Consider the following 23,275-nt stretch of genomic DNA (forward strand, 5'->3'; position numbering starts at 1 on the left):
TAGTATCAATTTGCGAAGGAGAAATTGCTACTTCCTTCAAAGGCTCCTTGAATGCAAAGCTGCACGCCGATGGGATTAGGCACAGTTATCGAACCCCTTTGACGTTGACCCTCGCTATTTACACGCTTAAAATTTCAAGCATAAATTTTGACACCTCGGTTTTAGACGTTCTCTAGGGTTTCCAGCATCAGAATGCCAGTCCGATAGAAACCACAAAACCAGTGACCGAAGCACTCATTGGTCGCGAAGTTTTTTCTGGGATTTTATTAAATCCTTTCCCAAAACTCGCATCGTATCGAAACCCAACCAAATATAGGGTGAATAACCTTCACACCAACTATCAATATTTGAGATACTTTTCCATTTTTTAAATAATAAAAAGCATTAGCATTCGATTTGTGCTCCTACTCTAAGATATAAGTCAAAAACTGTTGTGCGCTATGGGAGTTAAATATTCCTTTCTCTTTGAAAAGCGAAAATGCATCGGCAGCCATTACTTTAGCATCCCAGGGAATTCCATGAATTCTTGAAACCTCTGCGTAATTGATTTTAGTGAGCATATGCTCAATCACGTAGTTAAATTCATGAAATAATATCACCACTTCGTCATGACTAAAGAGAGCAGGGATTACCTACCAGCGGATTAAAATTATAAGTAACAAAAGCTACGGGAAGTTGCACTTCTCTATTGGACAATCGGCGTCTTAAACGAGGATCATCCATCCATGCACCACCTCACTTATTTTCACGAGCATAAAGATCAACATAAAAATAACCGCGCAAATTGATCTTGCACATCATACACCGCGTAGCAGCGCGTATCTGGATACCAAATATCGATATCGACCATCAGCCTTATAGAGATCTAAAATAGACGATTTACTACATTAAATAGCCCTTGAACCACTTGTGCCTCTGGAAAATACGGTCGCAAATCTTCTTGAGAAATAGTGTATCTTTTCTGATATAATTTTTCAGCTGTATATGCAATATCCCATAATCATAATTCTAATCGGAATAGCACTTCACCCTATTGTATTCTTCCATCCAATCTTGATAAATAAGTTCTCTTATCCGAAAACAACATAGCCTTAATAACACACGCTTGCTTTCCATTGCTCTCCATACATAAAGAGGAATTTGTAAGTTTCGGGAAATCCATGTCATAGACAGAACTTATAAGATTACAGAACCGGTGGAGGTTCTAAACCACCTGTCAAATGGTGATACTTATGCGTGGCATCCTTTGGAGGTTCGATTCTCAAATTAGGCCGATAACAATAACTGATTTTTAATTGTTTTAAAAACTGTGAACTATTTTTTCTTTTTTTCTTTGACAATTTTAATTAAAAGATTACTTGTTGCTGCAACAGCAGCTAGATTATCTATTCTTTTTAAGAAATTTTCAGAATAGGCAATTGTAGATCCTCTTAATACAATCCCTATTTTATCCATCAAGAATAATAACCCCTTTAACTGAGGGTTTTGAGCTTGAGCGAGTAACGATCGATATTCCATCCATGAAGCAAAACCTTTTTTCCAATTTTTCCAAATACTTGGCACAACTCATACATCGCCTCGTGGTTGTCTTCCTCTTCTGGATAAGGATGTGTGCCCCCTGCCCCATGACCATTTGCTAATAACACACTGCGAATAGTTTGTGACGAATAAAAATTATAACGACGAAAACGAGTTAAACTGCTGATATAAATTTCTCGATCTTCTTAAGAAGCAAAGCATTCCATGTGGGTAATTTGGGGTAATGGCTCATAGCTTAACAGAAATCGTAACATGAATATTTCTAAACTATCAGCGGGATTTTTTCTTGGTCGGGTAGAAGTACTCTGGACAAACCGCTATCTAAATTGAAGGGTTTAGCCTAACAAATAAATCTTTAATTTGCAATTGTTTTTTAAATGGTGTCATAGCCGTAATAATTTTTTCCCGTAATGCGGCGGGAAAGAGTTCAACTGAAATACCTCGTGAAATATAGTAAATAAGACTTTTAAAATATATATCGTATTCTCCTGAGAAACGGCTCGCGTTAATGCATTATTAGCATGTTAACCTATAAAAGGGTCCATCCATTGTCGAGCAATAGCTGCAGCGTTTTATTAATTGCTGAAGCACTTGCTTTATCAATCAATACCATAAACCCAGTCTCCGATTGAGAGATAGCAGCTGTCATTAAGGAAGGAAGTTCTTCCATCATTGGCCCCTGCAGAACTAAGGCTGCATCTAGTGAACTGTGCTGATTTTATTTATGGAATGCTACACACTTCACTTAAAAAACCCTAAACAGGGCTTTTTGGCGATTTTAAGACTCTATCTAAAGCCCTCCTAATGAAGAGACTTTAGCCATTAAAGCCCCCACTTAACAGGAGACTCCGCCGGTTGATAGCGAACAACGTAACTAAGTAGATTCTTACCATCTACATCGGCTAATATTTAACGCAACATCCACTATGGACGAACTTACTTTGCTTAACAGCGCCAAAAAATGCTTTCGCCGGTTGATTTTCAGCTACTGCTTACAAAAGGAGTTACTTTAATACTGACTTTCTTTATTAATATGTTAACAAGATTTTCGGCGGTTGAAATTTAGTAACCAAATGGAATAATTGACAATTTTCACTAATATTATCTGGCCATGTGAAGATACGTTCCAGATCACGTTCATATTTACCAATCAAAAATAAAAACCAGCTGACTTACACGCACAGGAATGTTCAATAAGCTCACGAAAGTGCTTATTATGTAAAGAATTAAAAAAATCTTCAGAGCTTTTTGAGTAAGTGTCTCAAATTGTTTATTTAACACTTAGTCCAACAGCAAAGACAATCAGATCCGCCCTCTTAATTTTTGTGATACGCGCTTCTTCAACACCAAAAGAATGTAGAATTGAGAGACTTTTTATAAAGGCAACAAAATCCTGTGTAGATTTTTCAGCAAAAAATAATATTTTATGCCAGTTTTAGCCTTATTTAAAGATAGGTAGAAACATTGATTTCAATGATTTTTATAAAGACGGCTTATATCTTCTGCCGATAATTGCGATTTTTGATGATTATCATCAAGCGCTAATATTTCTCTAAGATAACGATCAATGTGCTCTTCGGAATGTACTCTTCGGTAAGTTCAATTGTTTGTACATCCGTCAAAAAACTTAGTACTCTTGCGCGGTGGAGTGACTAAGAGCAATAGGCATTTGGGTATTTTTGAAAAGATAAGGCGCAATAAATTGTTGTGCCTTCTTTCTTTTTAGAGAATCGGAAATGGTGGGATTATTAAACACCCCTGTATGCGAAAAACTTTCAAAAAGAAACTTTCAAAAAGAATATCTAAAGTTAAACCGCTTTTGCGAATGGCTGTTGTGATAGCCATCACTCCACTCGTCCGTGCTTCGATACACCAAACCGAATCAGGGTATCCCTTTATTTTTCATAAATAGAACGTCATCCCCAAATTCTTGGGCATGAAGCGCAAGTGCTTCTCAAGCTTCCAAAGAGTTGCTATAGAAATTAAAATACAATACTCTTGTCCCAAAAAAATCACAAATCACCCCATTTTTTCGGTCACGTTCAGGAATTTTTAAAGGGGCGTTCCACCATCATAAAAATAACGAATAAAAGGATCGTGCCAGGATCATCTTGGTAATGGCAGAGAAAAAAGCAATGAAATCAAGATTGATTTTTATATATTTTAAACAATTAACTACTCGCCCAACATCTTCTTTAAGATTATCCAAATATGGATGTTCTTGAGTATAGCGAAATAATTGATTTAAAATTGTATTACTGGGAGTGGCATTATCTGGATTCTTTATGGTCGGAGCGATAAAAATTTTCTCGGAGAAAAATCGAGACATGATTTTTTATCCTTTATCTTTTTAGAAAAGATAAATTATCTCTAACCTTAACCCATTCTTAAAAAAGTTATGGAATTGATGTTTGCCTCACGACACGCACGTTAATTTAAACATATTTTAAAAATATATAAAAATATAAAGCTGTAAATTAATTTAATAAAAAACTATTTCTTCCTGCCAATCCAGAAAAATGTACCATGCTCTATTTATTAGAGTAAATCTTTATTCGGGAGAATGATCTTCTGAAGTATTCTCTGGGGATTCTTTCGCACGGCGCCAATCTTTAATGGTGCTCTGGCGTTTGCGAGCTAGGGTCAGTTGATGAGGAGGGACGTTTTGGGTGATTGTGGAACCGGCTCCAATGGTGGCTTCTTTTCCTACAATTAGGGGTGCAACAAGAGAGGTATTTGAGCCGATGAAAGCACCATCTTCAATTTTAGTTTCCCATTTATTAACTCCATCGTAATTACAAGTGATTGTACCGGCACCAATATTGACATTTTTTCCGATGGAGGCATCGCCGAGATAGGTTAAATGGTTAGCTTTGCTATTGGGTCCCAAAATTGTTTTTTTAATTTCTACAAAATTTCCTACTTTAGCCCCTTTTTCCAAAACGCTGTCAGATCGAATGCGAGCAAATGGGCCGACGCTGCAATGGGCTGCAATTCTGGCACCTTCGATGATACTATTTGCGTAAATTTCCGTATCATTACCAATGATAACGTTCTTTAAAATGACGTTGGGGCCGATTCTCACATTGGCTCCCAATTGAATTTCTCCTTCCAAAACTACATTAACGTCAATAAAAACATCGTGACTAACCTGAATCTTTTCACCTCGAATATCTATTCGGTCCGGATCAGCAATCGTCACCCCACTCAAGGCTAATTTCTTGACTATTAAGTGCTGATAATAACGCTCCAAATAAATTAATTCCCAACGATCATTAACACCTTGTGCTTCTTCACAAAAAGAGGGCTTAACACTTTTCACGGGACATCCTGCAGCGACTGCTAAAGCCACCGTATCGGTGAGATAGTATTCTTGTTGGCAATTGTTGTTAGTTAGGCGAGCCAACCAGTTTTTTAAATTCTTCGCCGAAGCAGTCAGAATACCGGTATTAATTTCACATATTTTTCGTTGTTGGTCATTCGAATCTCTATACTCGACAATGCTAATGATATTGCCGCATTCATCACGAATAATTCGTCCAAACCTACGAGGATCCGGTAATTCAGAAACAACTAATCCTAGTCCGTTAGGGGGTGTATTTTGTAATAAACCCGTGAGAGTTTCAGAAGAAATAAGTGGAACGTCTCCATACAGAACAAGAATTTGATCGTCATCATGACAAAAGGGGATGGCTTGCAGCAGAGCATGACCTGTGCCCAATTGTTTTTCTTGTTCGACCCAATTAACTGGTAAATAACCCAATTTTTCTCGGACCTGCTTTCCTCCATTGCCATAGACCACATGAATTGTATCAGCATTTAAAGTTTGCGCCGTCTTTACTACCCGTTCTAAAAGGGGGACACCACCCAAGGAATGTAAGACCTTTGGAATATTAGAAGTCATTCGCTTTCCTTTGCCGGCTGCTAAAATTACAACGCTTAACCCCATTCAAAATCTCTCATTATAAATCCTCTAACCTTTTGCGCGTTTACGAATCATCTGGATGGCACGCAACTGAGCGGTAGCTTCTGCAAGCTCCGTCATTGCGCGTGAATATTCAATTCCTGCCTTTTGTTCACTTAATCGGCGCTCTGCTTCTTCTTTAGCGGCGATCACAGCAGCTTCATCCAAATCAGCAGAGCGTAAAGCCGTATCTGCCAAAACTGTAACGATCTCTGGCTGGACTTCTAGCATTCCACCCGACATATAAAATACTTCTTCTTTGCCGTTTTCTAAAACGGCACTGATTTGCCCTGGCTTCAAAGAAGTTAAGAGCTGACGATGCCCTGGGTAGATACCGAGCTCACCCATACTTCCCGTGACAATAATTTTCTCAACTTTGCCGCTAAATATACCAGCCTCAGCTGAAACGATTTCTAATTGCATTGTTTTAGTCATAGTTTTCAACAATCAATATTTCATGACTTTTCTTCATGAACACCTGATCTCAGGAATTTTTCTTCCTACGGAAGGTGGTTTCTCAAAAATCCCCTTTGAAAATAATTATAAAGACTTCGCCTTTTCAATCGCCTCTTCGATGGTTCCAACCATATAAAAGGCTTGCTCAGGGAGTTCATCATATTCTCCATTGATAATGCTTTTGAACCCACGAATGGTATCCTGCAACGAAACGTATTTACCCGGAGCCCCTCCTGTAAATACCTCGGCGACAAAGAAAGGTTGAGACAAAAATCGCTGGATCTTACGCGCCCGACGGACAGAAAGCTTGTCTTCTTCGGAAAGCTCATCCATTCCTAAAATAGCTATAATGTCCTTTAATTCTTCGTACCTTTGGAGTGTTTCTTGAACACTACGAGCAACTAGATAATGCTCTTCCCTAATGATCAATGGGTCAAGTTGGCGACTCGTGGAATCAAGAGGATCAATTGCGGGATAAATACCTCGTTCGGCTATCTGACGAGAAAGAACCACGGTAGCATCTAAGTGAACAAAAGTTGTGGCCGGAGAAGGATCCGTTAAATCATCGGCAGGTACATATACTGCTTGGATAGAGGTAATAGAACCGGTTTTAGTAGATGTGATTCGCTCTTGGAGCGCACCCATCTCTTCGGCCAAAGTAGGCTGGTAACCTACTGCGGAGGGCATCCTACCCAAAAGAGCGGACACTTCTACACCCGCTAATGTGTAGCGGAAAATGTTATCGATAAATAACAACACATCACGACCTTCGTCCCGAAAGGCTTCCGCCAAGGTAAGTCCTGTCAAACCAACGCGGAGCCTATTTCCTGGAGGCTCGTTCATTTGGCCATATACCAAGGCTACTTTATCCAAGACTTGGGATTCTTTCATTTCGTGATAGAAATCATTTCCTTCACGAGTCCGTTCCCCTACGCCAGCAAAAACGGAATAACCACTGTGTTCAATAGCAATATTGCGAATTAATTCCATCATATTCACGGTCTTGCCCACGCCTGCACCACCAAAGAGCCCTACCTTACCTCCTTTAGCGAAGGGACATAGTAAATCAATTACTTTAATGCCGGTTTCTAATAATTCGGTGGTTCCCGATTGTTCAATGAAAGAAGGAGCTGCACGATGGATGGGCAGCCGTTTTTTCGCATTGATAGGACCAGCTTCATCAATCGGGTCCCCGAGAACATTCATAATGCGCCCCAACGTTTTTTCCCCGACCGGAACCTCAATTGGCCTTCCGGTATTTACTACAGCAATACCTCGTTTTAATCCCTCGGTGGTCCCCATAGCAATGGTGCGGACTACTCCATCGCCAAGTTGCTGCTGGACTTCCAATGTCAACTGGTTATCACTAATCTGAAGAGCATCATAGACTTTAGGAATAGCCTTGCGTGGAAATTCCACATCAACCACAGCGCCAATGATTTCGGTAATAGTACCAGTCGTTGTCATTCGCGTTACCTCATTTTTTTCAATTTATTCTACTGCTGCAGCAGCACCTGCGACAATCTCCGCAATTTCCTCGGTTATCCCAGACTGGCGCGCTTTATTATAAATGAGCTGCAACTCATCAATTAATTGCCCAGCATTTTCTGTCGCATTTTTCATAGCTACCCTACGCGCACTTTGTTCACAAGCGATGTTCTCAATGACAGCTTGGTATACCTGCGATTCAATATACCGAACTAACAACATTTCTAATAACTCTTTAGAGGCATCAGGCTCATAAATATAATCCCAAAAACCTTCTTTAACTTCTTTTTTATCAGCTACCAAAGGGAGTAATTGGCAAATAACCGGTTTTTGAATTATGGTATTTACAAATTCATTGGTAGCAATATAAATGGCATCAATTTTCTTTTCGTTAAAGCGATCCAGAATCACTTTCACCAAGCCGATAATATTTTGCACTTCGGGTTCATCTCCTAAATGATTTGCCACAGCTATAACATTGCCTCCATAACACCTGAAAAAGGCTTCACCTTTTCGACCAATAACACATAAATCAATTCCAATATTTTCTTCATTCCATTGTTTCATTTCTGTCACAGCAGCGCGAAATAAATTAATATTTAACCCACCACACAAGCCTCGATCCGTACTCACTATGATATAACCTACGCGATCCGTTACTTCGCGCTGTTCCAAATAAGGATGAGCGTATTCAGCATGGCTTGCAGCTACATGGCTGATGACTTTTCGAATTTTATCAGCATATGGTCGAGACATCGCCATGCGATCCTGAGCTTTTCGCATTTTACTTGCTGCCACAAGCTCCATTGCCCGCGTAATTTTTTGCGTATTTTTAATGCTGGTAATTTTTGTTCGTATTTCTCGTGCTTTAGACATAATCTTAAGACATAAATCTTATAATTAAATCAATATCCAGAATTAATAATCCTGTGTTTTCTTAAATTCCTCTATAATGGATTTAATTTTTTCAATCATCCGCTCGGAATAATCCGGATTCTTATTAATCTCGTCTAATAAATCTTGATGCTGATCGTGAAGGAAACTTATTAAGGATTTTTCGAAATCTACTACTTTTTTCAACTCTACATCTTCCAAATAATTATTATTCACGACGTACCACAAAATGGCCATTTCTGCGACGCTTAAGGGCTGGTATTGAGGTTGTTTCAGCACTTCCATTACTCGCTGTCCATGGTCTAATTGTTTGCGAGTAGTTTCATCCAAATCGGATGCAAATTGAGCAAAAGCTTCCAACTCACGGTATTGCGCCAAAGCAATTCGCAAATCGCCAATTAATTTTTTAATAATTTTAGTTTGCGCTGCCCCACCCACTCGCGAAACAGATAAACCAGCATTAATAGCAGGACGAATACCGGCATTAAATAAATTAACATCCAAATAAATTTGTCCGTCCGTAATTGATATCACATTGGTCGGAATGAATGCCGAGACATCACCCGCTTGAGTTTCAATAATGGGTAATGCCGTAAGCGAACCGGTTTTACCTTTTACTTTGCCCTCGATAAATTGTTCTACATAGTGTTCATTAACATGGGCTGCTCTTTCCAATAATCGGGAATGTAAATAAAAGACATCACCCGGGTAGGCTTCACGTCCCGGTGGGCGACGTAATAAAAGGGATATTTGACGGTACGCCCAGGCCTGTTTAGTTAAATCATCATAAATAATTAATGCGTCTTGCCCACGATCTCTAAAATATTCTCCAATTGAGCATCCCGCATAGGGAGCTAAATACTGTAAAGCAGCTGCTTCTGAAGCACCTGCATTCACAACAATGGTGTGCCCCATCGCTCCGTGTTCTTCTAATTTGCGCACCACAGCTGCAACGGAGGACTGTTTTTGTCCAATGGCAACGTAAATACATTTTACATCGGTATTCTTTTGATTAATGATCGTATCAATAGCAATAGCAGTTTTTCCTGTTTGACGATCGCCGATAATCAATTCCCGTTGACCACGACCAATCGGAACCATTGCATCGATTGATTTAATTCCAGTTTGCAAAGGTGTATCTACAGATTTTCGAGTAATTACGCCGGGTGCAACTTTTTCAATAGGGGAGGTGAGTGTAGTTTCAATAGGACCCTTGCCGTCGATAGGCTCGCCCAAAGCATTCACTACTCGTCCTAACAAAGCTTCGCCCACTGGAACTTCCAAAATTTGTCCAGTACAGCTGGCCGTCATTCCTTCTTCTAAATGTTCATACGGGCCCATTACGACGACCCCGACTGAATCACGCTCGAGATTAAACGCTAAACCAAAGGTATTTTCTGGAAATTCGATCATTTCCCCGAACATAACATCGTGCAGCCCATAAACTCGAACAATACCATCTTTGAGATTAACGATAGTGCCTTCCGTACGCTCTTCAGCTTTAATACCAAACTTTTCAATGCGCGATTTAATAATGTCGCTAATTTCGGCTGCTCGTAATTGCCTCGTCATAAAACGTTACCCCTTTAAATTTTCCGCCAATCGGATTAGCTTTCCTCTAATAGAACCATCCATGACCCAATTATCGGCGCGAATAATGGCGCCTCCTATCAAAGATTCATCGATTGTGACTTTTAATTTCACTTCGGCATGAAATCGTTTTTCCAGCTTCTTTTTAAATTGCTTCCGCTGGTGATTGCTTAAAGAAAAAGCAGATATAATCTCAGCCTTTGTTACACCTTGATAGTCATTTAAAAGCTTGTAGTAGAGCAAAGCGATATCGGGTAAAGCAATTAATCTTTTTTCATCCATCATTAATTGAAGAAAATTTTCCAATCTTTCTTTTGGGATATCAGTAATTTCTGGATCAATTTCAGAAAGTATCTCAAGCAACAAATCTTTTGCTTCTTCATGCGAAATATTGGGATTATTAATTATTGGAATTATTGATTTATTTTTAATAATTTTTGCAAGTGCATTTAATGCTGTCCACCAAGAGGCTAATTGATCTGTCTCTTTAGCTTCCGTAAAGAGTGCTTTGGCGTACGGTCTTGCAAGTGTTAAATGTAAGGCCATCCTTAAATCTCACTAACCAATTCATCAACTAAATAATCATTGCTGGCTTTATCCACTTCACGTTGCAAAATTTTTTGCGCGCCTGCCACAGCGATGTCAGATACCTGCTTAAGCAATTCCGTTTTTGCTGCACTGTATTCCTGTTTAATATCATCTTTTGCTAACTGCAAAAGTTGTGCCCCTTCTTCGCGCGCTTTATTTTTAGCAGCTTCAATTATGTGATTCGCGCGTTGGTTTGCTTGTTCAATTATTTGAACCGCTTGTGCTTTCGCCTCTACTAATGCTTCTTTCGCTTTAATTTCTGCTAGTTCAAGTTCCTTATGGCCATTTTCCGCAGCAGCTAATCCATCCGCGATATTTTTACGACGAGTTTCCAGCACGTTTATCATCGACGGCCATATAAACTTCATCGTTAGTCCAATAAAGACTATGAAAACTAGCGTTTGCACAATCAACGACGCATTAATATCCACTCTAATTACCTCTTTTCTCATTACCTCTTTTCACTGCGCACTTCTACTCGTCGACGCACACGAACAACGAACCAAGCTTAGTTTTATTGACCAGCGGCGGCTCTGCCTACAGCTTTTACTACGGCATTCAAAAATGGATTGCGAGCAAAAATCAAAATTAAACCCATCACTAGTGAGATGGCCGCAAATGCATCCACTAATCCTGCCATTAAAAACATACGAATCATCAACATGGTGGACAATTCAGGCTGCCGAGCCACACCTTCCAAAAACTTCCCCCGAGTATCCCAAAGCCAATCGCTGTTCCCATAGCTGCAAGCCCAATAAATAAGCCTGCCGCAATTGCTGAAAGCCCTTGCACACTTGCAATTAACTGAGCAATATTCATCAACTTCTCCTCTTTAATATTAATGTGATTCCGCTGAGAGGCTGATATATACAACCGTCAGCATCATAAAAATAAATGCCTGAACTGTGATCACCAACAAATGGAATACAGTCCAAACTATGCCTAATGTAAATTGACTCCACCAAGGTAACAACGCAATTAATATGAAAATTAATTCTCCTGCAAAAAGATTTCCAAAAAGTCGCAACGCCAAGGAAATCGGTTTAACCCCTTCATCAATCAAACGAAAAATTACATTAATAGGGATGAGATACCAGCCAAACGGTCGACTTAAAACTTCCTTCCCTAAGCCAATAGCGCCTTTCATTTTGAAGTTATAAAAAATAACCAAAATAAAAACGGTAATCGACATAGCAAAAGTCAAGGTGGGGTCTGCGGTAGGAACTGCTTTGAAATGGTCCACATCAGCAAAATCAAATAAGCGGGGTATTAAATCAACTGGCACAAGATCCATACAATTCATTAAAAATACCCAAATGAAAATGGTCAGCGCTAGCGGCGCCACCAAACTTCGATCGCCATGAAAAGAATCTTTAACAGTGTTGTCGATTGCTTCCACAACCATTTCTATAAAATTTTGTCCTTTTCCGGGAGTATTGGCTGTTGCACACCGTGCAATCACATAAAAGAGAGTAAAAAATAAGAGACCGAGCACTACAGAAGTAACAAGGGTATCGAGATTAAGTGTCCAAAAGCCGCCATCCGTAAATGTAAAATTATGCAGGTTCAGCTTCCAATGGACCATATGATTCTGAACATATTCGGCTGATGTTAAGTTGGCCTGTGTGCTCATTTACACCCTATCTAATTTAATAACTAATGGTGCGAGCCAAAATCCAAATTGGGCTCCCACAAATCCCATAATAAACGGCACAATAGAAACTGGGATATATAAGATAATTACAATCACCAGCCCAGCGCTCAGTGCCAATTTGATCACTTCTCCTAAATAGAAGTTGACCATACTTTGTTTGACCACTCGAGGGCTTGTGGTAGCAAATAAACGGCGAGCAAAATAGAGGCTCGGTAACAAACAGGCCATGCCTCCTAGAAGCACAGAAAGATTCTCTATCGCCCCCTTTATCCACCATCCCAAGGCAATGACAACTACGATCATTGCTTGCAGTCCGACTATCCGGTAAGCAATCACGCGAGCTGATTGTGTTACTTTATTTGAAGGAGACTTTTGACACATTAACACCCCCTGCCACCGAAAAACGGTTAGAATTTCGCGAGTATATAGATTTTTGGCAGGGGTGGCAACAAGGTTAACACTCCGAATCTCCTGTTAGGAATGGGATTCCCCAGCGGACATTAATTGCAGTTGGTTGATACATCGGAATCTCTGGCGGCATCCTTCTTTCGTGTCTTCGAATATATCGAATATATTGTATAAAGTGTCAATAAGATAATAAAAAGAACTAAAAATATGAAGAAGATAATCTTAGCGATGCCCGAAGACACACGCGTAATACCAGTAAAGCCAAAAAGCGCTGTGATAAAGCGCAATAACAAGAAATATTAGTACTCAAATCAGCATAATTAATTTCCTTATATTTTACTAGACAGCCTTACTCCTTAAGAAGAAGAGCTGCTAATGAGAGTTGTTTTAGGGATGACATAAGGAAGAGGGGGGATCTTCTACCTCGAACAAGGGTCACACGATAAGCGAAATTACAAACAGTAATATAAACAGTAATAAGAATTAAAAAAAGAGAACTTTCACAATCCCAGCTGAAGCTGCAGATATACCCATAAATCCAAATATGGCGGCAATCAGAGCAATCACAAAAAATATAATAATGCATACACGCTCCTAATTGTTGAGCGTTCTTTAAATGATAGGCTGGTTTCAAGATTAAGTCAAAATATACGGAAGTTGGGAAAATAAATTCAATGGTTAAAAAAAATAAGTCTCTTTTGAGGACATTCACAAAAAATAAAATAAACCCTCACTCATTCCCCAACCTCTTGGCTATTGAAAAGAACTGTAAAGAAGCCAATAAACCAAGGGCCCAATAAAGTCTGTGGCTTTCCCCGAAAATACATAAAAGCCAAACATCTTGGTTATTATGAGAGGCGGTGTTAGCTTAATTATTAATGATCGACTAGCGGGGCCTCTGGACAGGACGACCCACCGTTAAGCTAAACACCATTCCAAAAACCCAAAAAGGAAATTAAGATCGTAGATTTTGGCCTCAAAAATCATCTAACCATGCAAAAGCTATAGCACCTAAACCGGCCACGATATTTAAAGCGATCCCAAACTGAACCAAGCACTTATGTAAAACTTATAATAAAACTCATACCAAATGTTTCTGCCGCATAAATTCGTCCGAAAACAAAGATGCTATTCAAGCCATCGATATATATCATGCGCACGATTAAAAATTTAAAGACTTCTTTGTACTTGGGCAATCGGCGAAGCGTTTACACAATTGTTTCAAACCCAACCCGTACTGCTTTCTTATAAGGCATTCGAGGTAGAAAAATAAAGGTTTGTAATAATTTACTTAAACCTGTAGCACAGCCAAAAATTTGCATACTTTTCAAGATGATCCATACGAAATGGAGGATAAAGATGAACAGGGATACCCACCGGAAAGTAGAGTTCCTAAAAAGGCATAAAAAAATTCATATGAGGTAAAAAGCATAATAGCAACAGTTTTCCCGGACGTTAAGCCCTTTATGAATTAATCTGTTAGTTAAGGTTTTTACTTTACTAAAAAGTTCTTCGTAGCCGATAATATTTTCATCCCCTCGTTCATTATGTAAATAATATGTGGCCATTTGATCATTTTTTGCATAAAGAGTTACAACTTCGATTAAATTTTTTTGCTACAGAAGGGTTTGTATGAGTGGGAGGAAGCTTTGAAATAAGTTCTCGCTTTTTCCGCTGTATCGAAGTTGTGCTTCTTTTATTATTTCGAACAAGTCTTTTAATCGCTGCTCTTCCGTTATTAAGGATTCAGCCAATTCTTCAACGTCCAAAGATTTCTCAATACGATTAAATAATTCGGCTTTTTCTAGGATTCCAATTCCTAAATCACAGTCTAAATGAGCTTTAAGAGTAAGAAATCGGGCGGCGTGATATCATCTCCTGAATCCAATAAAAATTGATGAGTAATGACAATGAGTTTGGATTCAATTTGCACTTGCTTGCGGTTTGTCCATAAAAAATAAATCATCTGTTATCGTATTCGTTCTAAAATTCCTTCTAATTCATCCGTGCTATTATAATGAATAACAAGTTTGCCTTTACCTTTTGGATTATGCCGAATGGCCACTGTAGCACCTAATTTATCTGATAAATCCTTTTGTAAGCGAGCAATGTCTGGATCTACAAAAGTACGAAGTATTTCACTTTTTCCACTCTCTTGTAACTGGCGAATTATTTTTTCCGTTTCGCGCACAGACAAACCTTTATTTGCAATGTCTTTAGCTATGTTGCTTTGGCACACCCCTTCCACCGCCAATAAAGCCCGAGCATGGCCCATATTTAAATGACCTTCTTCGACCAATTGACGGACATCAGCATTCAATTTTAAGAGTCGCAATAGATTAGTAACGTTCGCACGGGATTTACCGACAGCTTCAGCCACTTCCTCATGAGTCATGGCAAATTTATTTAATAATCGTTGCAAAGCAATCCCTTCTTCTATGACATTTAAATTTTGTCGCTGAATATTCTCAATAAGCGAGATTGCCATGGCGGCTTCATTAGAAATTGAGCGAATAACAACAGGAATTTCCTTCAGTCCAGCTAACTGTGCTGCTCGCCAACGACGCTCACCGGCAATTATTTCGTAATAAGTGCCAAGAGATCGAACAACAATAGGTTGAATGATTCCCTGTGAACGAATTGAACTGGCTAATTCTTCTAAGGCTTCTTTATTTATGTGCCGCCGCGGCTGATAATGACTCGGCTGGAGCTTCTCGATTGATAATTTTTTTAATTCGCTGTCTTCGGAAAATGACGAGCTTGAGCAGTTAATGTCAGCCAGTAATTCATTTAATCCCAACTCACTTAACCCTCGTCCAAGACCCCGCTTTTCTGTCATTGTAGTACCTCATGATAACGCATTATTTCTCCAGCTAAAGCTAAATAGGCAATTGCCCCTTGAGAACTTTTATCATATTTCATCGCGGGCAAACCATAGCTGGGTGCTTCTGCTAAACGAACATTTCGGGGAATAACTGTTTTATAAACTTTCTCATCAAAATGGGCGAGTAACTGTTCAGAAACTTCCACAGTTAGCCGATTGCGCCCATCGTACATTGTTCGTAATAATCCCTCGATTTTCAGCGCAGGGTTGGCCGCTTTTTGGATCCACTCGATACTCGACAGCAAACTAGTTAAACCTTCTAAAGCATAATATTCACATTGGATGGGAATTAAAACACTGTCTGCCGCGACTAACGCATTCACCGTCAACATATTTAAAGAAGGAGGGCAATCGATCAAAATAAAATCATAAGCATTCTTAATAGGCTTTAACGCTTCTTCTAAACAATGTTCCTTCTGGCCTGCTTTCAATAAGCGGACTTCAGCCACGGTAAGACCACTATTAGCAGGGAGTAAATCGTATTTCCAACCTGTAGAGATCATAGCCTGTTGTGCAGTAGCATTTCCCAAAAGGATATCGTTAGTTGAAGAAGTGATGGTTTGTTTGTCCACTCCTGAGCCCATCGTAGCACTACCTTGCGGATCCATATCAATTAACAAAATACGGAGTTTCGCTGCCGCTAACGAAGCTGCGAGGTTGACCGCTGACGTGGTCTTACCGACTCCTCCCTTTTGGTTGGCTATGGCAATTACTGCTGTTCTTAATCTCGACAAGATGACGCTCCGATATATTAAACCTGGCACGAGCAAGCGATGTTACCCAAATCAATTGTTCGATTGCTTGCAATTCCTCCGTTGGATAGGTGCCTTTCATTATAAACCATCGTCCGTTGGAGCAAAGAAAATGTTGGCTCTGATCCACAAAACTTGATAGGACCAAAAGCGCGAGCCGTGATTGCTTCAAAGTATCCTTTGGGCTGATAAGATTTTCTACCCGGGATTTTACCATGCTTACGTTAGTTAACTAAAAATGAGCCACCGTCTGGCGTAAAAAAGCAATTTTCTTGGATTTGGCTATCGAGCAGAGTAAAATGTTTATCTAGACAGTCCAATGCTAAAGGCAGCCCTGGGAAAACCCCCGCCGCCCCTCACTTATAATATCTAAAATAGTTTGTCCTTTTAAATTAAGGAAGAATTAATAAGCTATCCAAGAGATGATAAGTCACTATAGTATCGAAATCCGTAATTCCAGTGAGATTAGAAGCTTGATTCCATTTTTGAAGAAAATAATAAAATCAAGTATCGTTTGCTGCGCTCCTTCCGAGATATTAATTTTCAGAACCTCGATATTTTTCTTTAATTAATTCTTCCCTCATCGTTTTCTGTAGAAAAAAAGTGAGATGCTCAGAAAATTTCTCTTTTTTTCAAATGAACAAGCAATAAGGAAATTGCTGCGGGAGTAACTCCGGGAATGCGACCCGCCTGACCCACGGTAGTAGGTTTAATTTCCAGTAATTTTTCGCGGACCTCATTGGATAAACCAGAAATTTCTTCATAATTCATTGTTGGAGGAATTGGTGCGCTTTCATATTTTTTCTGACGGGAAATTTCCCCCGTTGGTGGGCTAAATAGCCTTCATATTTTGCTTGAATTTCGATTTGTTCAGCCACAACCGCATCTAAAACCGCTGGCCCTAACTTTTCAATATCCATCAATTGGGAATAAGTAATTTCTGGCCGACGCAAAAGATCTAATAAAGAATATTCTCGTTCTAACATTTGTTGAAACCGTGTTTCAATAGCTTGCGCCACAATTGTATTGGGTCTAATCCAATATTTTTTTAATCGCTGTTGTTCTTTCTCAATCATTCCCTTTTTACGGATAAAAGATTCCCACCGAACATTGTCCACACATCCCAATTTCCGTCCTTTTTGGGTCAGTCGTAAATCTGCATTGTCTTGGCGCAATAATAACCGATATTCCGAACGACTCGTGAACATGCGATAGGGTTCTTTAGTACCTCGGGTAATGAGATCATCAATTAAAACCCCAATGTACGCTTCATCGCGCCCGGGCGTCCAAGGCTCACGCTCTTGAATTTGCAAAGCAGCATTAATTCCAGCAATAAGGCCTTGCGCTGCTGCCTCTTCATAACCCGTGGTGCCGTTAATTTGGCCTGCGAAATAAAGTCCTGGTAGATACTTCGTTTCTAAAGAAGATTTTAAGTCGCGCGGATCAAAATAATCATATTCAATAGCGTAGCCCGGACGGGTAATGTGGCAATTCTCTAACCCTTTTATGCTATGAATAAAATCTACTTGGACATCAAAATCTAAACTCGTAGAAACGCCATTGGGATAAACTTCATGGGTATTTAATCCTTCTGGCTCTAAAAAGATTTGATGTGAATGACGATCTTGAAACCGAACCACTTTATCTTCGATAGAAGGACAATAGCGGGGTCCTATACCTTCAATAACGCCGGAAAAGAGTGGCGAGGTTTTCAATCCCGATCGAATAATGTCATGGGTTTTTTTGTTAGTATGAGTAATAAAACAGGAAATTTGCTTCGGATGTTCGCTTACCTTTCCCCAATAGGACATCACAGGTAGGGGTTGGTCACCCAGTTGTTCTTCCAGTTGAGAATAATCAATGGTCCGCCCATCAATCCTCGGAGGTGTCCCAGTTTTTAACCGTTCTACCCGAAAGGGCATAGTTCGTAATTGCTCAGCGAGGGCGAGGGTGGGAGGATCCCCCATACGACCACCATTGTAATTTTTCATACCAATGTGAATTTTGCCCCTCAAAAAAGTTCCTACGGTCAATATGACAGCAAGAGCATGAAAGCAAAGACCTATTTGGGTGACGACACCTTTCACTCGATTATGCTCTTGGATTACATCAATCACTGTTTGTTGAAATAACCAGAGGTTTGGCTGATTTTCCAATGCTCGGCGGATGGATGCTTTGTAGAGAGTGCGATCAGATTGGGCACGGATCGCACGAACTGCTGGGCCCTTCCGTGAATTAAGCGTGCGAAAGTGAATGCCAGATTGATCAGTCGCATAAGCCATGATGCCCCCCAAGGCATCTATTTCTTTAACTAACTGGGTTTTACCAATTCCACCAATTGCAGGATTACAAGACATTTGGCCGAGTGTTTCGATGTTATGGGTAAGTAATAAAGTTCGAGCACCCATCCGCGCAGATGCTAGGGCCGCTTCGGTTCCAGCGTGGCCTCCTCCAACTACAATAACGTCGAATTGTTGAGTGGTACTTTTCATGTGGTAAATTTTAGCATAATTCATTGTTTTATAAAGCGGTTACTTCTTATTTTGATCATTTTCCAATGCAAAATTCGGAGAATATTTTTCCCAACAAATCGTCAGAGGTAAATTCACCGGTAATTTCTGATAGGGCTTGTTGAGCATGAAGAAGATCTTCTGCTGCGAGTTCACCCGCTCTTTGGTGAGTCAATTGCTTGTAAGCACTTTGAAGAAACGTTCTGCTTCTTCTAATAGCATCACAATGACGACCCCTAGCGATAAAATTACTTTCATTCGTCGTTTTTAATCCCACGATTTCTTTTAAATGTTCTTTTAAAATTTTAATACCGGCTCCCGTTTTAGCGGAAAGTTTAATCCGTAGGTAATTGTTCTTTTCCTTGGATGGTTTTTCTCCCGTCAGATCAATTTTATTTTCAATAACAATAACTGGGACTCGACTTTCTTTTTCAGAGAAAAGATCGGCTAAAGTTTTTTCGATCATTCTTGATGAAGCTTGAGAAGCATCTACCATTAGTAAAATAAGATCGGCTTGCTCAAGAGCTTTTTTAGTTCGCCGAACACCTTCTTTTTCTACGATATCCTCAGTAATTCGTAATCCCGCCGTATCCAATAGGTGAATCAGCATCCCATCAATATGAATCGATTCTCGCAAAATATCACGAGTAGTACCTGCAATATCGGTAACGATTGCTGTTTCTTGCCCGCTTAAAAAGTTCAATAGACTGGATTTTCCTACATTGGGTTCACCTGCAATAACAACAGTGACACCATCCCGCAATAGAGCTCCTTGTTTTGCTGTTGTTTCAATTTCTTCGACTTTTTTTAACAATTTTTTGAGCTTTTCTTGGAGGATTCTATCTACTAAAAAATCAATTTCTTCTTCGGGAAAATCGATAGCTGCTTCAATATAGGTACGCAACTCAACTAGGCCTTTAACCAATTCATTAATTCGCTTAGAAAATTCACCTTGAAGCGAACGAATCGCTGAACGTGCTGCTTGTTCCGAAGTAGCGTTAATTAAATCCGCAATGGCCTCCGCTTGAACTAAATCAATTTTATTATTTAAAAAAGCCATTTCGGAAAATTCTCCAGGCCGGGCTAATCGAGCTCCTAGTTGGATAATATTTTTTAAAAGCCTATCCATAATTACCGGCCCACCATGCCCCTGTAATTCTAATACGTCCTCACCCGTAAAAGAATGAGGCTTTGGAAAATACAAGGCAACTCCTTCATCGAGGAAGGCACCCTCAGAATCTTTAAATACACTCAAGGTGGCATACCGCGGTTTTGGAATAAATCCTATGATTCTTTTCGCAATATGGAACGTACTCGGACCCGAAACGCGAATAATACCTATTCCTCCTCGACCTGCTGGAGTGGCTAGCGCGGCAATGGTTTCAGGCAATGATTTCATTGGATACTGACCTTAATACAAAAAAAGGTAAATTATAACATAATCTTACCACTCTCGGGCCTTCAACCAGCCGTGGCTACTCATTACCATCTGAAATAAGTAGTAAATGGAATGGAAAGCCGCATAGAAAGGATAAAAGGTGATTTTTTTTATTTGCTAAGTGACATTTAGGAGCTTGTTATGGCAAGGGCCTATCAGGTGGAATAAAACTGCTGGCCGAGGTGCTGGAGGACAATCTCGTATAGGAAAGACTCAATCACAAGAAGCCAATAGTCTTTCTAAAGCAGATAAAAAGCTAAAACAGATAAAAAGATGAAAAGGCTAACAGAAGAGAATAATAAGATTCTCAAGGACCGAAAACCCGGACTGCGAGGGGGCCCCGGCCCTTAATTAAAAGAATTTTTTATTGAACAAGACGACGTATTCTACTTTTGTAGAATTTTTATTTTTTCTTTCTTTCCGGTCGAATTTTTAATTTAGCTTTATGACTTTCGTAGGTTTTATTGACATACCATTGCTGTAAAGTTTGTACCATATTGTTAGTTAACCAATACAATACAAGACCGGCAGGAAAATTGATGAAAAATACCGTAAAGACAACTGGTAAAATCCACATCACTTTTTGTTGGGCGGGATCGGGAGAGGTTGGTGATAGCGATTGCTGAGCTAACATACTCAGCCCCATTAAGATAGGCAGAATATAATAGGGATCTTTAACAGATAAATCGTGAATCCAAAGAATAAATGGCGCTTGGCGCAATTCCACACTTTCAATAATTACGTAATAAAATGAAATAAATACCGGAATCTGGATTAGCATGGGTAAACAACCACCTAATGGATTAATTTTTTCTTTATGATAGAGTCCCATTGTAGCGCGGTTTAATGCTTGTCGATCATCACCATAGCGCTCTTTTAGAGCTTGCAAACGGGGCTGAATTTCACGCATTCGAGCCATCGATCGGAAGCTTTTTGCAGAAAACCAATAAAAAATGATTTTAATGAGAATCGTCGTCAGGATGATAGTCCATCCCCAATTTTTAACCACCGCGTGGATGGCGTTCATGATCCAAAATAACAAAGTCGAAATTGGCCACAACCAGCCATAATCAATAGTACGATCTAGTCCCGGTGCTAATGTTTTTAAGCGTTTTGCCACCTCGGGACCAACATAAAATGTTGCACAGCTTGTAGCTGTTTCCCCAGAGGCCACACTCATTTGAGGACTGACAAAACCAATAACGTAAAGATTAGGGCCGCTTTCAGAAGGAATAACATGGCTATAATAATGATACGTAAGATCTGGATTGCCGGAAATCCAAGCGCTTAAAAAATAATGCTGTTGCATGGCAATCCAGCCATCTTTGGAAGTGCGATTAATATTTTGCTTATCCATTGCTTCATAAGTTATTTTTTCATAAGGTATTTGTGGACTAGAAATGGCCGCACCGTTATAACTGCGTAGATAAAAATGTTTGTGTTCAGCGGTAGGCTCGCGCCGCGTAATTTGAGTATAGAGGTTGCCTTCCCAGGGCTTGGTTGTGGCATTATGCACTTGGTATGCAATCTGCATAGCATAATCATTACGATGAAAAGTATAGGTTTTGCTTATGCGCAAGCCATTAGGAGTCTGAGCCATTAATTGAACAATAAGTTTATTTTGATTATTCGCTAATTCATATTGTTTTTTTTGTGCTGTGTAATGAATAGGAACTTCCCCATTCAAGTTAGTTAGGCCGCTTTGAGCGATGTAAAGACGGTCCGTATCGTTACTCAAAATTTGAATACGGGTTTGCTTTTCTTCTAAGGAGATCGGATATTTAGGCAACCTAGCTGAGACAATATTCCCTCCGTGAGTATCGATAGCCAGTTCTAAAACATCGGTTTTAACGGTAACTAACCGCCTTCCGAAAGCTTTTTCTTGATTCAGAGTAGAGGCCGTCGCCGCTTCGATTCTGGTTTTTTCTGCCGTATCCGGCGTGAACATGGGTGGAGTATAGTCTGTGGATGTTTTTTCATTCACTTCCGTACCCACCGATTTAGGGTTTTGCTCCAGATCAGGCGGATAATCACGCATCCAAGCGTTAAAAAGCGTAATAGCTAAAAGGGCCACAATGATATATAAAATCGCTTTTTTAATATCCATCATTACATCAATTTTTCGTGGTTTTTAGGGACCTGATCTATGCCCCCCGAATTGAAAGGGTGACATTTCAAAAGCCGGGAAAGGGTCAAATAAATCGCTTTTACTACATTGAATCGGCTAAAAGCGGTTTTAGCATAACAAGAACAACTCGGATAAAATCGACAAGCGCTTCCTATATAAGGACTTATAAGGTATTGATAAATTGTAATCATTCTGAGGAAGATACTTCGGATTACATGATCAATTGATTGAATAATCGGTTTACACATTCATGCAACTCTTTTTTGCTTGCCTCCTCTGATCGAGATTTTGCTATAAAAACAATGTCTATTGAGGGCAGACGATGCTTTTGCAGACGAAAATCTTCTTTCACTATTCGTTTTGCACGATTTCGCATTACGGCTTTTTTTAAGCTTTTTCGGCTGGCTACGACACCTAAACGAGGGTAACTTAAATTATTATTTTGAAAATAGAGCAAATAGTAGCGTCCTAACAAACGTTGACGTCCCAAGTAAACGTGGTGAAATTCAGCTGTGGTACGGATTCGCCAACTCGTAGAGAAGTTATGATTCATCAAACTACTAAATGTTTTCTGCCTTTTGCTCGGCGCCGATTTATTACTTGACGACCATTTTTAGTAGCCATGCGCGTCCGAAAGCCATGTGTGCGATTTCGCTTCAGTTTGCTGGGCTGATAGGTTCGTTTCATAACCGTTCACCTAATCAAGGTAATTAGAAGATTCATAATCATAAATCAGGGTGCATCGGCGTGTCAAACAACGAATTGCTTTCTAAGAATTACTGGCTCAGATTCACGGCTAACCAGAGGCTGCTAACTGCTTTCAGTAATTTTGTCTCTATTAAGATTTTTAAACACTAATAACTAAATAATTACTAAATAATTTAGAATTCATTTGATAGTTGTATCTAAACCTGTTGATACTGTTTATAAAGCTAATAGCTTTTAAAAATTAATGAGTTGTTAGTGTAGTCCACTGTGCATC

The 23,275-nt window shown here is 39.6% G+C and carries 25 protein-coding genes and 3 pseudogenes; all 28 read right to left on the reverse strand.

What is annotated here, in order from left to right; genetic code table 11:
- Positions 1–404: 404 nt before the first annotated feature.
- Entirely contained in the window at positions 405–602 is a 198-nt protein-coding gene (locus MRH55_RS00940) for a hypothetical protein (RefSeq protein WP_369421267.1), read from the reverse strand.
- Positions 603–865: 263 nt separating this feature from the next.
- A complete protein-coding gene (locus MRH55_RS00945) occupies positions 866–991 on the reverse strand; it encodes a M3 family metallopeptidase (RefSeq protein WP_369421600.1) in 126 nt (41 codons plus the stop codon).
- 323 nt (positions 992–1,314) lie between these two features.
- The gene (locus tag MRH55_RS00950) at positions 1,315–1,563 is read right to left on the reverse strand and encodes a hypothetical protein (protein WP_304985653.1); all 249 of its coding nucleotides are present in this window, start codon (positions 1,561–1,563) and stop codon (positions 1,315–1,317) included.
- Positions 1,564–2,068: 505 nt separating this feature from the next.
- On the reverse strand, positions 2,069–2,212 hold the full coding sequence (locus MRH55_RS00955) for a hypothetical protein (protein WP_304985654.1): 144 nt from the start codon (positions 2,210–2,212) through the stop codon (positions 2,069–2,071).
- A gap of 1,398 nt (positions 2,213–3,610) precedes the next feature.
- Positions 3,611–3,868, reverse strand: a complete 258-nt coding sequence (locus MRH55_RS00960; RefSeq protein ID WP_304985655.1) for a hypothetical protein — start codon at positions 3,866–3,868, stop codon at positions 3,611–3,613.
- A gap of 222 nt (positions 3,869–4,090) precedes the next feature.
- Positions 4,091–5,488 (reverse strand): bifunctional UDP-N-acetylglucosamine diphosphorylase/glucosamine-1-phosphate N-acetyltransferase GlmU, encoded by a 1,398-nt coding sequence (gene glmU / locus MRH55_RS00965; RefSeq protein ID WP_304985656.1) that lies wholly within the window; start codon positions 5,486–5,488, stop codon positions 4,091–4,093.
- Between the two features lie 24 nt (positions 5,489–5,512).
- Positions 5,513–5,938 (reverse strand): F0F1 ATP synthase subunit epsilon, encoded by a 426-nt coding sequence (locus tag MRH55_RS00970; RefSeq protein WP_304985657.1) that lies wholly within the window; start codon positions 5,936–5,938, stop codon positions 5,513–5,515.
- A 105-nt stretch (positions 5,939–6,043) separates the two neighbouring features.
- Positions 6,044–7,426 (reverse strand): F0F1 ATP synthase subunit beta, encoded by a 1,383-nt coding sequence (gene atpD / locus MRH55_RS00975; protein WP_304985658.1) that lies wholly within the window; start codon positions 7,424–7,426, stop codon positions 6,044–6,046.
- A 24-nt stretch (positions 7,427–7,450) separates the two neighbouring features.
- Positions 7,451–8,323, reverse strand: a complete 873-nt coding sequence (gene atpG, locus MRH55_RS00980; RefSeq protein WP_304985659.1) for a F0F1 ATP synthase subunit gamma — start codon at positions 8,321–8,323, stop codon at positions 7,451–7,453.
- 42 nt (positions 8,324–8,365) lie between these two features.
- Positions 8,366–9,913, reverse strand: coding sequence for a F0F1 ATP synthase subunit alpha (gene atpA / locus MRH55_RS00985; RefSeq protein WP_304985660.1), 1,548 nt, complete (start codon positions 9,911–9,913; stop codon positions 8,366–8,368).
- A gap of 6 nt (positions 9,914–9,919) precedes the next feature.
- Positions 9,920–10,477 carry a F0F1 ATP synthase subunit delta gene (locus MRH55_RS00990; protein ID WP_304985661.1) on the reverse strand — a complete coding sequence of 186 codons (558 nt, stop codon included), beginning with the start codon at positions 10,475–10,477 and terminating at the stop codon, positions 9,920–9,922.
- 2 nt (positions 10,478–10,479) lie between these two features.
- Positions 10,480–10,950, reverse strand: a complete 471-nt coding sequence (locus MRH55_RS00995) for a F0F1 ATP synthase subunit B (RefSeq protein ID WP_304986190.1) — start codon at positions 10,948–10,950, stop codon at positions 10,480–10,482.
- Positions 10,951–11,033: 83 nt separating this feature from the next.
- Positions 11,034–11,338 (reverse strand): annotated as a pseudogene (atpE, locus tag MRH55_RS01000) (F0F1 ATP synthase subunit C).
- A 19-nt stretch (positions 11,339–11,357) separates the two neighbouring features.
- On the reverse strand, positions 11,358–12,152 hold the full coding sequence (atpB, locus tag MRH55_RS01005; protein ID WP_304985662.1) for a F0F1 ATP synthase subunit A: 795 nt from the start codon (positions 12,150–12,152) through the stop codon (positions 11,358–11,360).
- Positions 12,153–12,554, reverse strand: a complete 402-nt coding sequence (locus MRH55_RS01010) for an ATP synthase subunit I (protein ID WP_304985663.1) — start codon at positions 12,552–12,554, stop codon at positions 12,153–12,155. It abuts the gene before it with no gap.
- A gap of 206 nt (positions 12,555–12,760) precedes the next feature.
- Positions 12,761–12,874, reverse strand: a pseudogene (locus MRH55_RS07970) (DUF1328 domain-containing protein); the annotation flags it as partial.
- 190 nt (positions 12,875–13,064) lie between these two features.
- Positions 13,065–13,148, reverse strand: coding sequence for a DUF1328 family protein (locus MRH55_RS01020; protein ID WP_439647902.1), 84 nt, complete (start codon positions 13,146–13,148; stop codon positions 13,065–13,067).
- 1,264 nt (positions 13,149–14,412) lie between these two features.
- Positions 14,413–14,547, reverse strand: coding sequence for a hypothetical protein (locus MRH55_RS01025; protein WP_304985664.1), 135 nt, complete (start codon positions 14,545–14,547; stop codon positions 14,413–14,415).
- 3 nt (positions 14,548–14,550) lie between these two features.
- Positions 14,551–15,420: a ParB/RepB/Spo0J family partition protein gene (locus MRH55_RS01030; RefSeq protein ID WP_304985665.1), complete on the reverse strand. Its 870-nt coding sequence runs from the start codon at positions 15,418–15,420 to the stop codon at positions 14,551–14,553.
- The gene (locus tag MRH55_RS01035; protein ID WP_304985666.1) at positions 15,417–16,199 is read right to left on the reverse strand and encodes a ParA family protein; all 783 of its coding nucleotides are present in this window, start codon (positions 16,197–16,199) and stop codon (positions 15,417–15,419) included. Before MRH55_RS01035 ends, MRH55_RS01030 begins: the two co-directional genes overlap by 4 nt.
- Positions 16,141–16,434 carry a 16S rRNA (guanine(527)-N(7))-methyltransferase RsmG gene (locus tag MRH55_RS07515; protein ID WP_369421274.1) on the reverse strand — a complete coding sequence of 98 codons (294 nt, stop codon included), beginning with the start codon at positions 16,432–16,434 and terminating at the stop codon, positions 16,141–16,143. Before MRH55_RS07515 ends, MRH55_RS01035 begins: the two co-directional genes overlap by 59 nt.
- Before the next feature lie 175 nt (positions 16,435–16,609).
- A complete protein-coding gene (locus tag MRH55_RS07520) occupies positions 16,610–16,672 on the reverse strand; it encodes a hypothetical protein (RefSeq protein ID WP_369421603.1) in 63 nt (20 codons plus the stop codon).
- A 157-nt stretch (positions 16,673–16,829) separates the two neighbouring features.
- Positions 16,830–18,709 (reverse strand): annotated as a pseudogene (gene mnmG, locus MRH55_RS01040) (tRNA uridine-5-carboxymethylaminomethyl(34) synthesis enzyme MnmG).
- A 55-nt stretch (positions 18,710–18,764) separates the two neighbouring features.
- Positions 18,765–20,126 carry a tRNA uridine-5-carboxymethylaminomethyl(34) synthesis GTPase MnmE gene (mnmE, locus tag MRH55_RS01045; RefSeq protein ID WP_304985667.1) on the reverse strand — a complete coding sequence of 454 codons (1,362 nt, stop codon included), beginning with the start codon at positions 20,124–20,126 and terminating at the stop codon, positions 18,765–18,767.
- A 442-nt stretch (positions 20,127–20,568) separates the two neighbouring features.
- On the reverse strand, positions 20,569–22,272 hold the full coding sequence (gene yidC / locus MRH55_RS01050) for a membrane protein insertase YidC (RefSeq protein WP_304986191.1): 1,704 nt from the start codon (positions 22,270–22,272) through the stop codon (positions 20,569–20,571).
- Positions 22,273–22,274: 2 nt separating this feature from the next.
- Positions 22,275–22,541 (reverse strand): membrane protein insertion efficiency factor YidD, encoded by a 267-nt coding sequence (gene yidD, locus MRH55_RS01055; protein WP_304985668.1) that lies wholly within the window; start codon positions 22,539–22,541, stop codon positions 22,275–22,277.
- Entirely contained in the window at positions 22,505–22,846 is a 342-nt protein-coding gene (gene rnpA / locus MRH55_RS01060; RefSeq protein ID WP_304985669.1) for a ribonuclease P protein component, read from the reverse strand. The genes yidD and rnpA overlap by 37 nt, the downstream gene beginning before the upstream one ends.
- Entirely contained in the window at positions 22,846–22,980 is a 135-nt protein-coding gene (rpmH, locus tag MRH55_RS01065; RefSeq protein ID WP_304985670.1) for a 50S ribosomal protein L34, read from the reverse strand. Before rpmH ends, rnpA begins: the two co-directional genes overlap by 1 nt.
- Positions 22,981–23,275: the final 295 nt, after the last annotated feature.

Source organism: Coxiella-like endosymbiont, from assembly GCF_030643785.1.
Taxonomy (GTDB): Bacteria; Pseudomonadota; Gammaproteobacteria; order Coxiellales; family Coxiellaceae; genus Coxiella.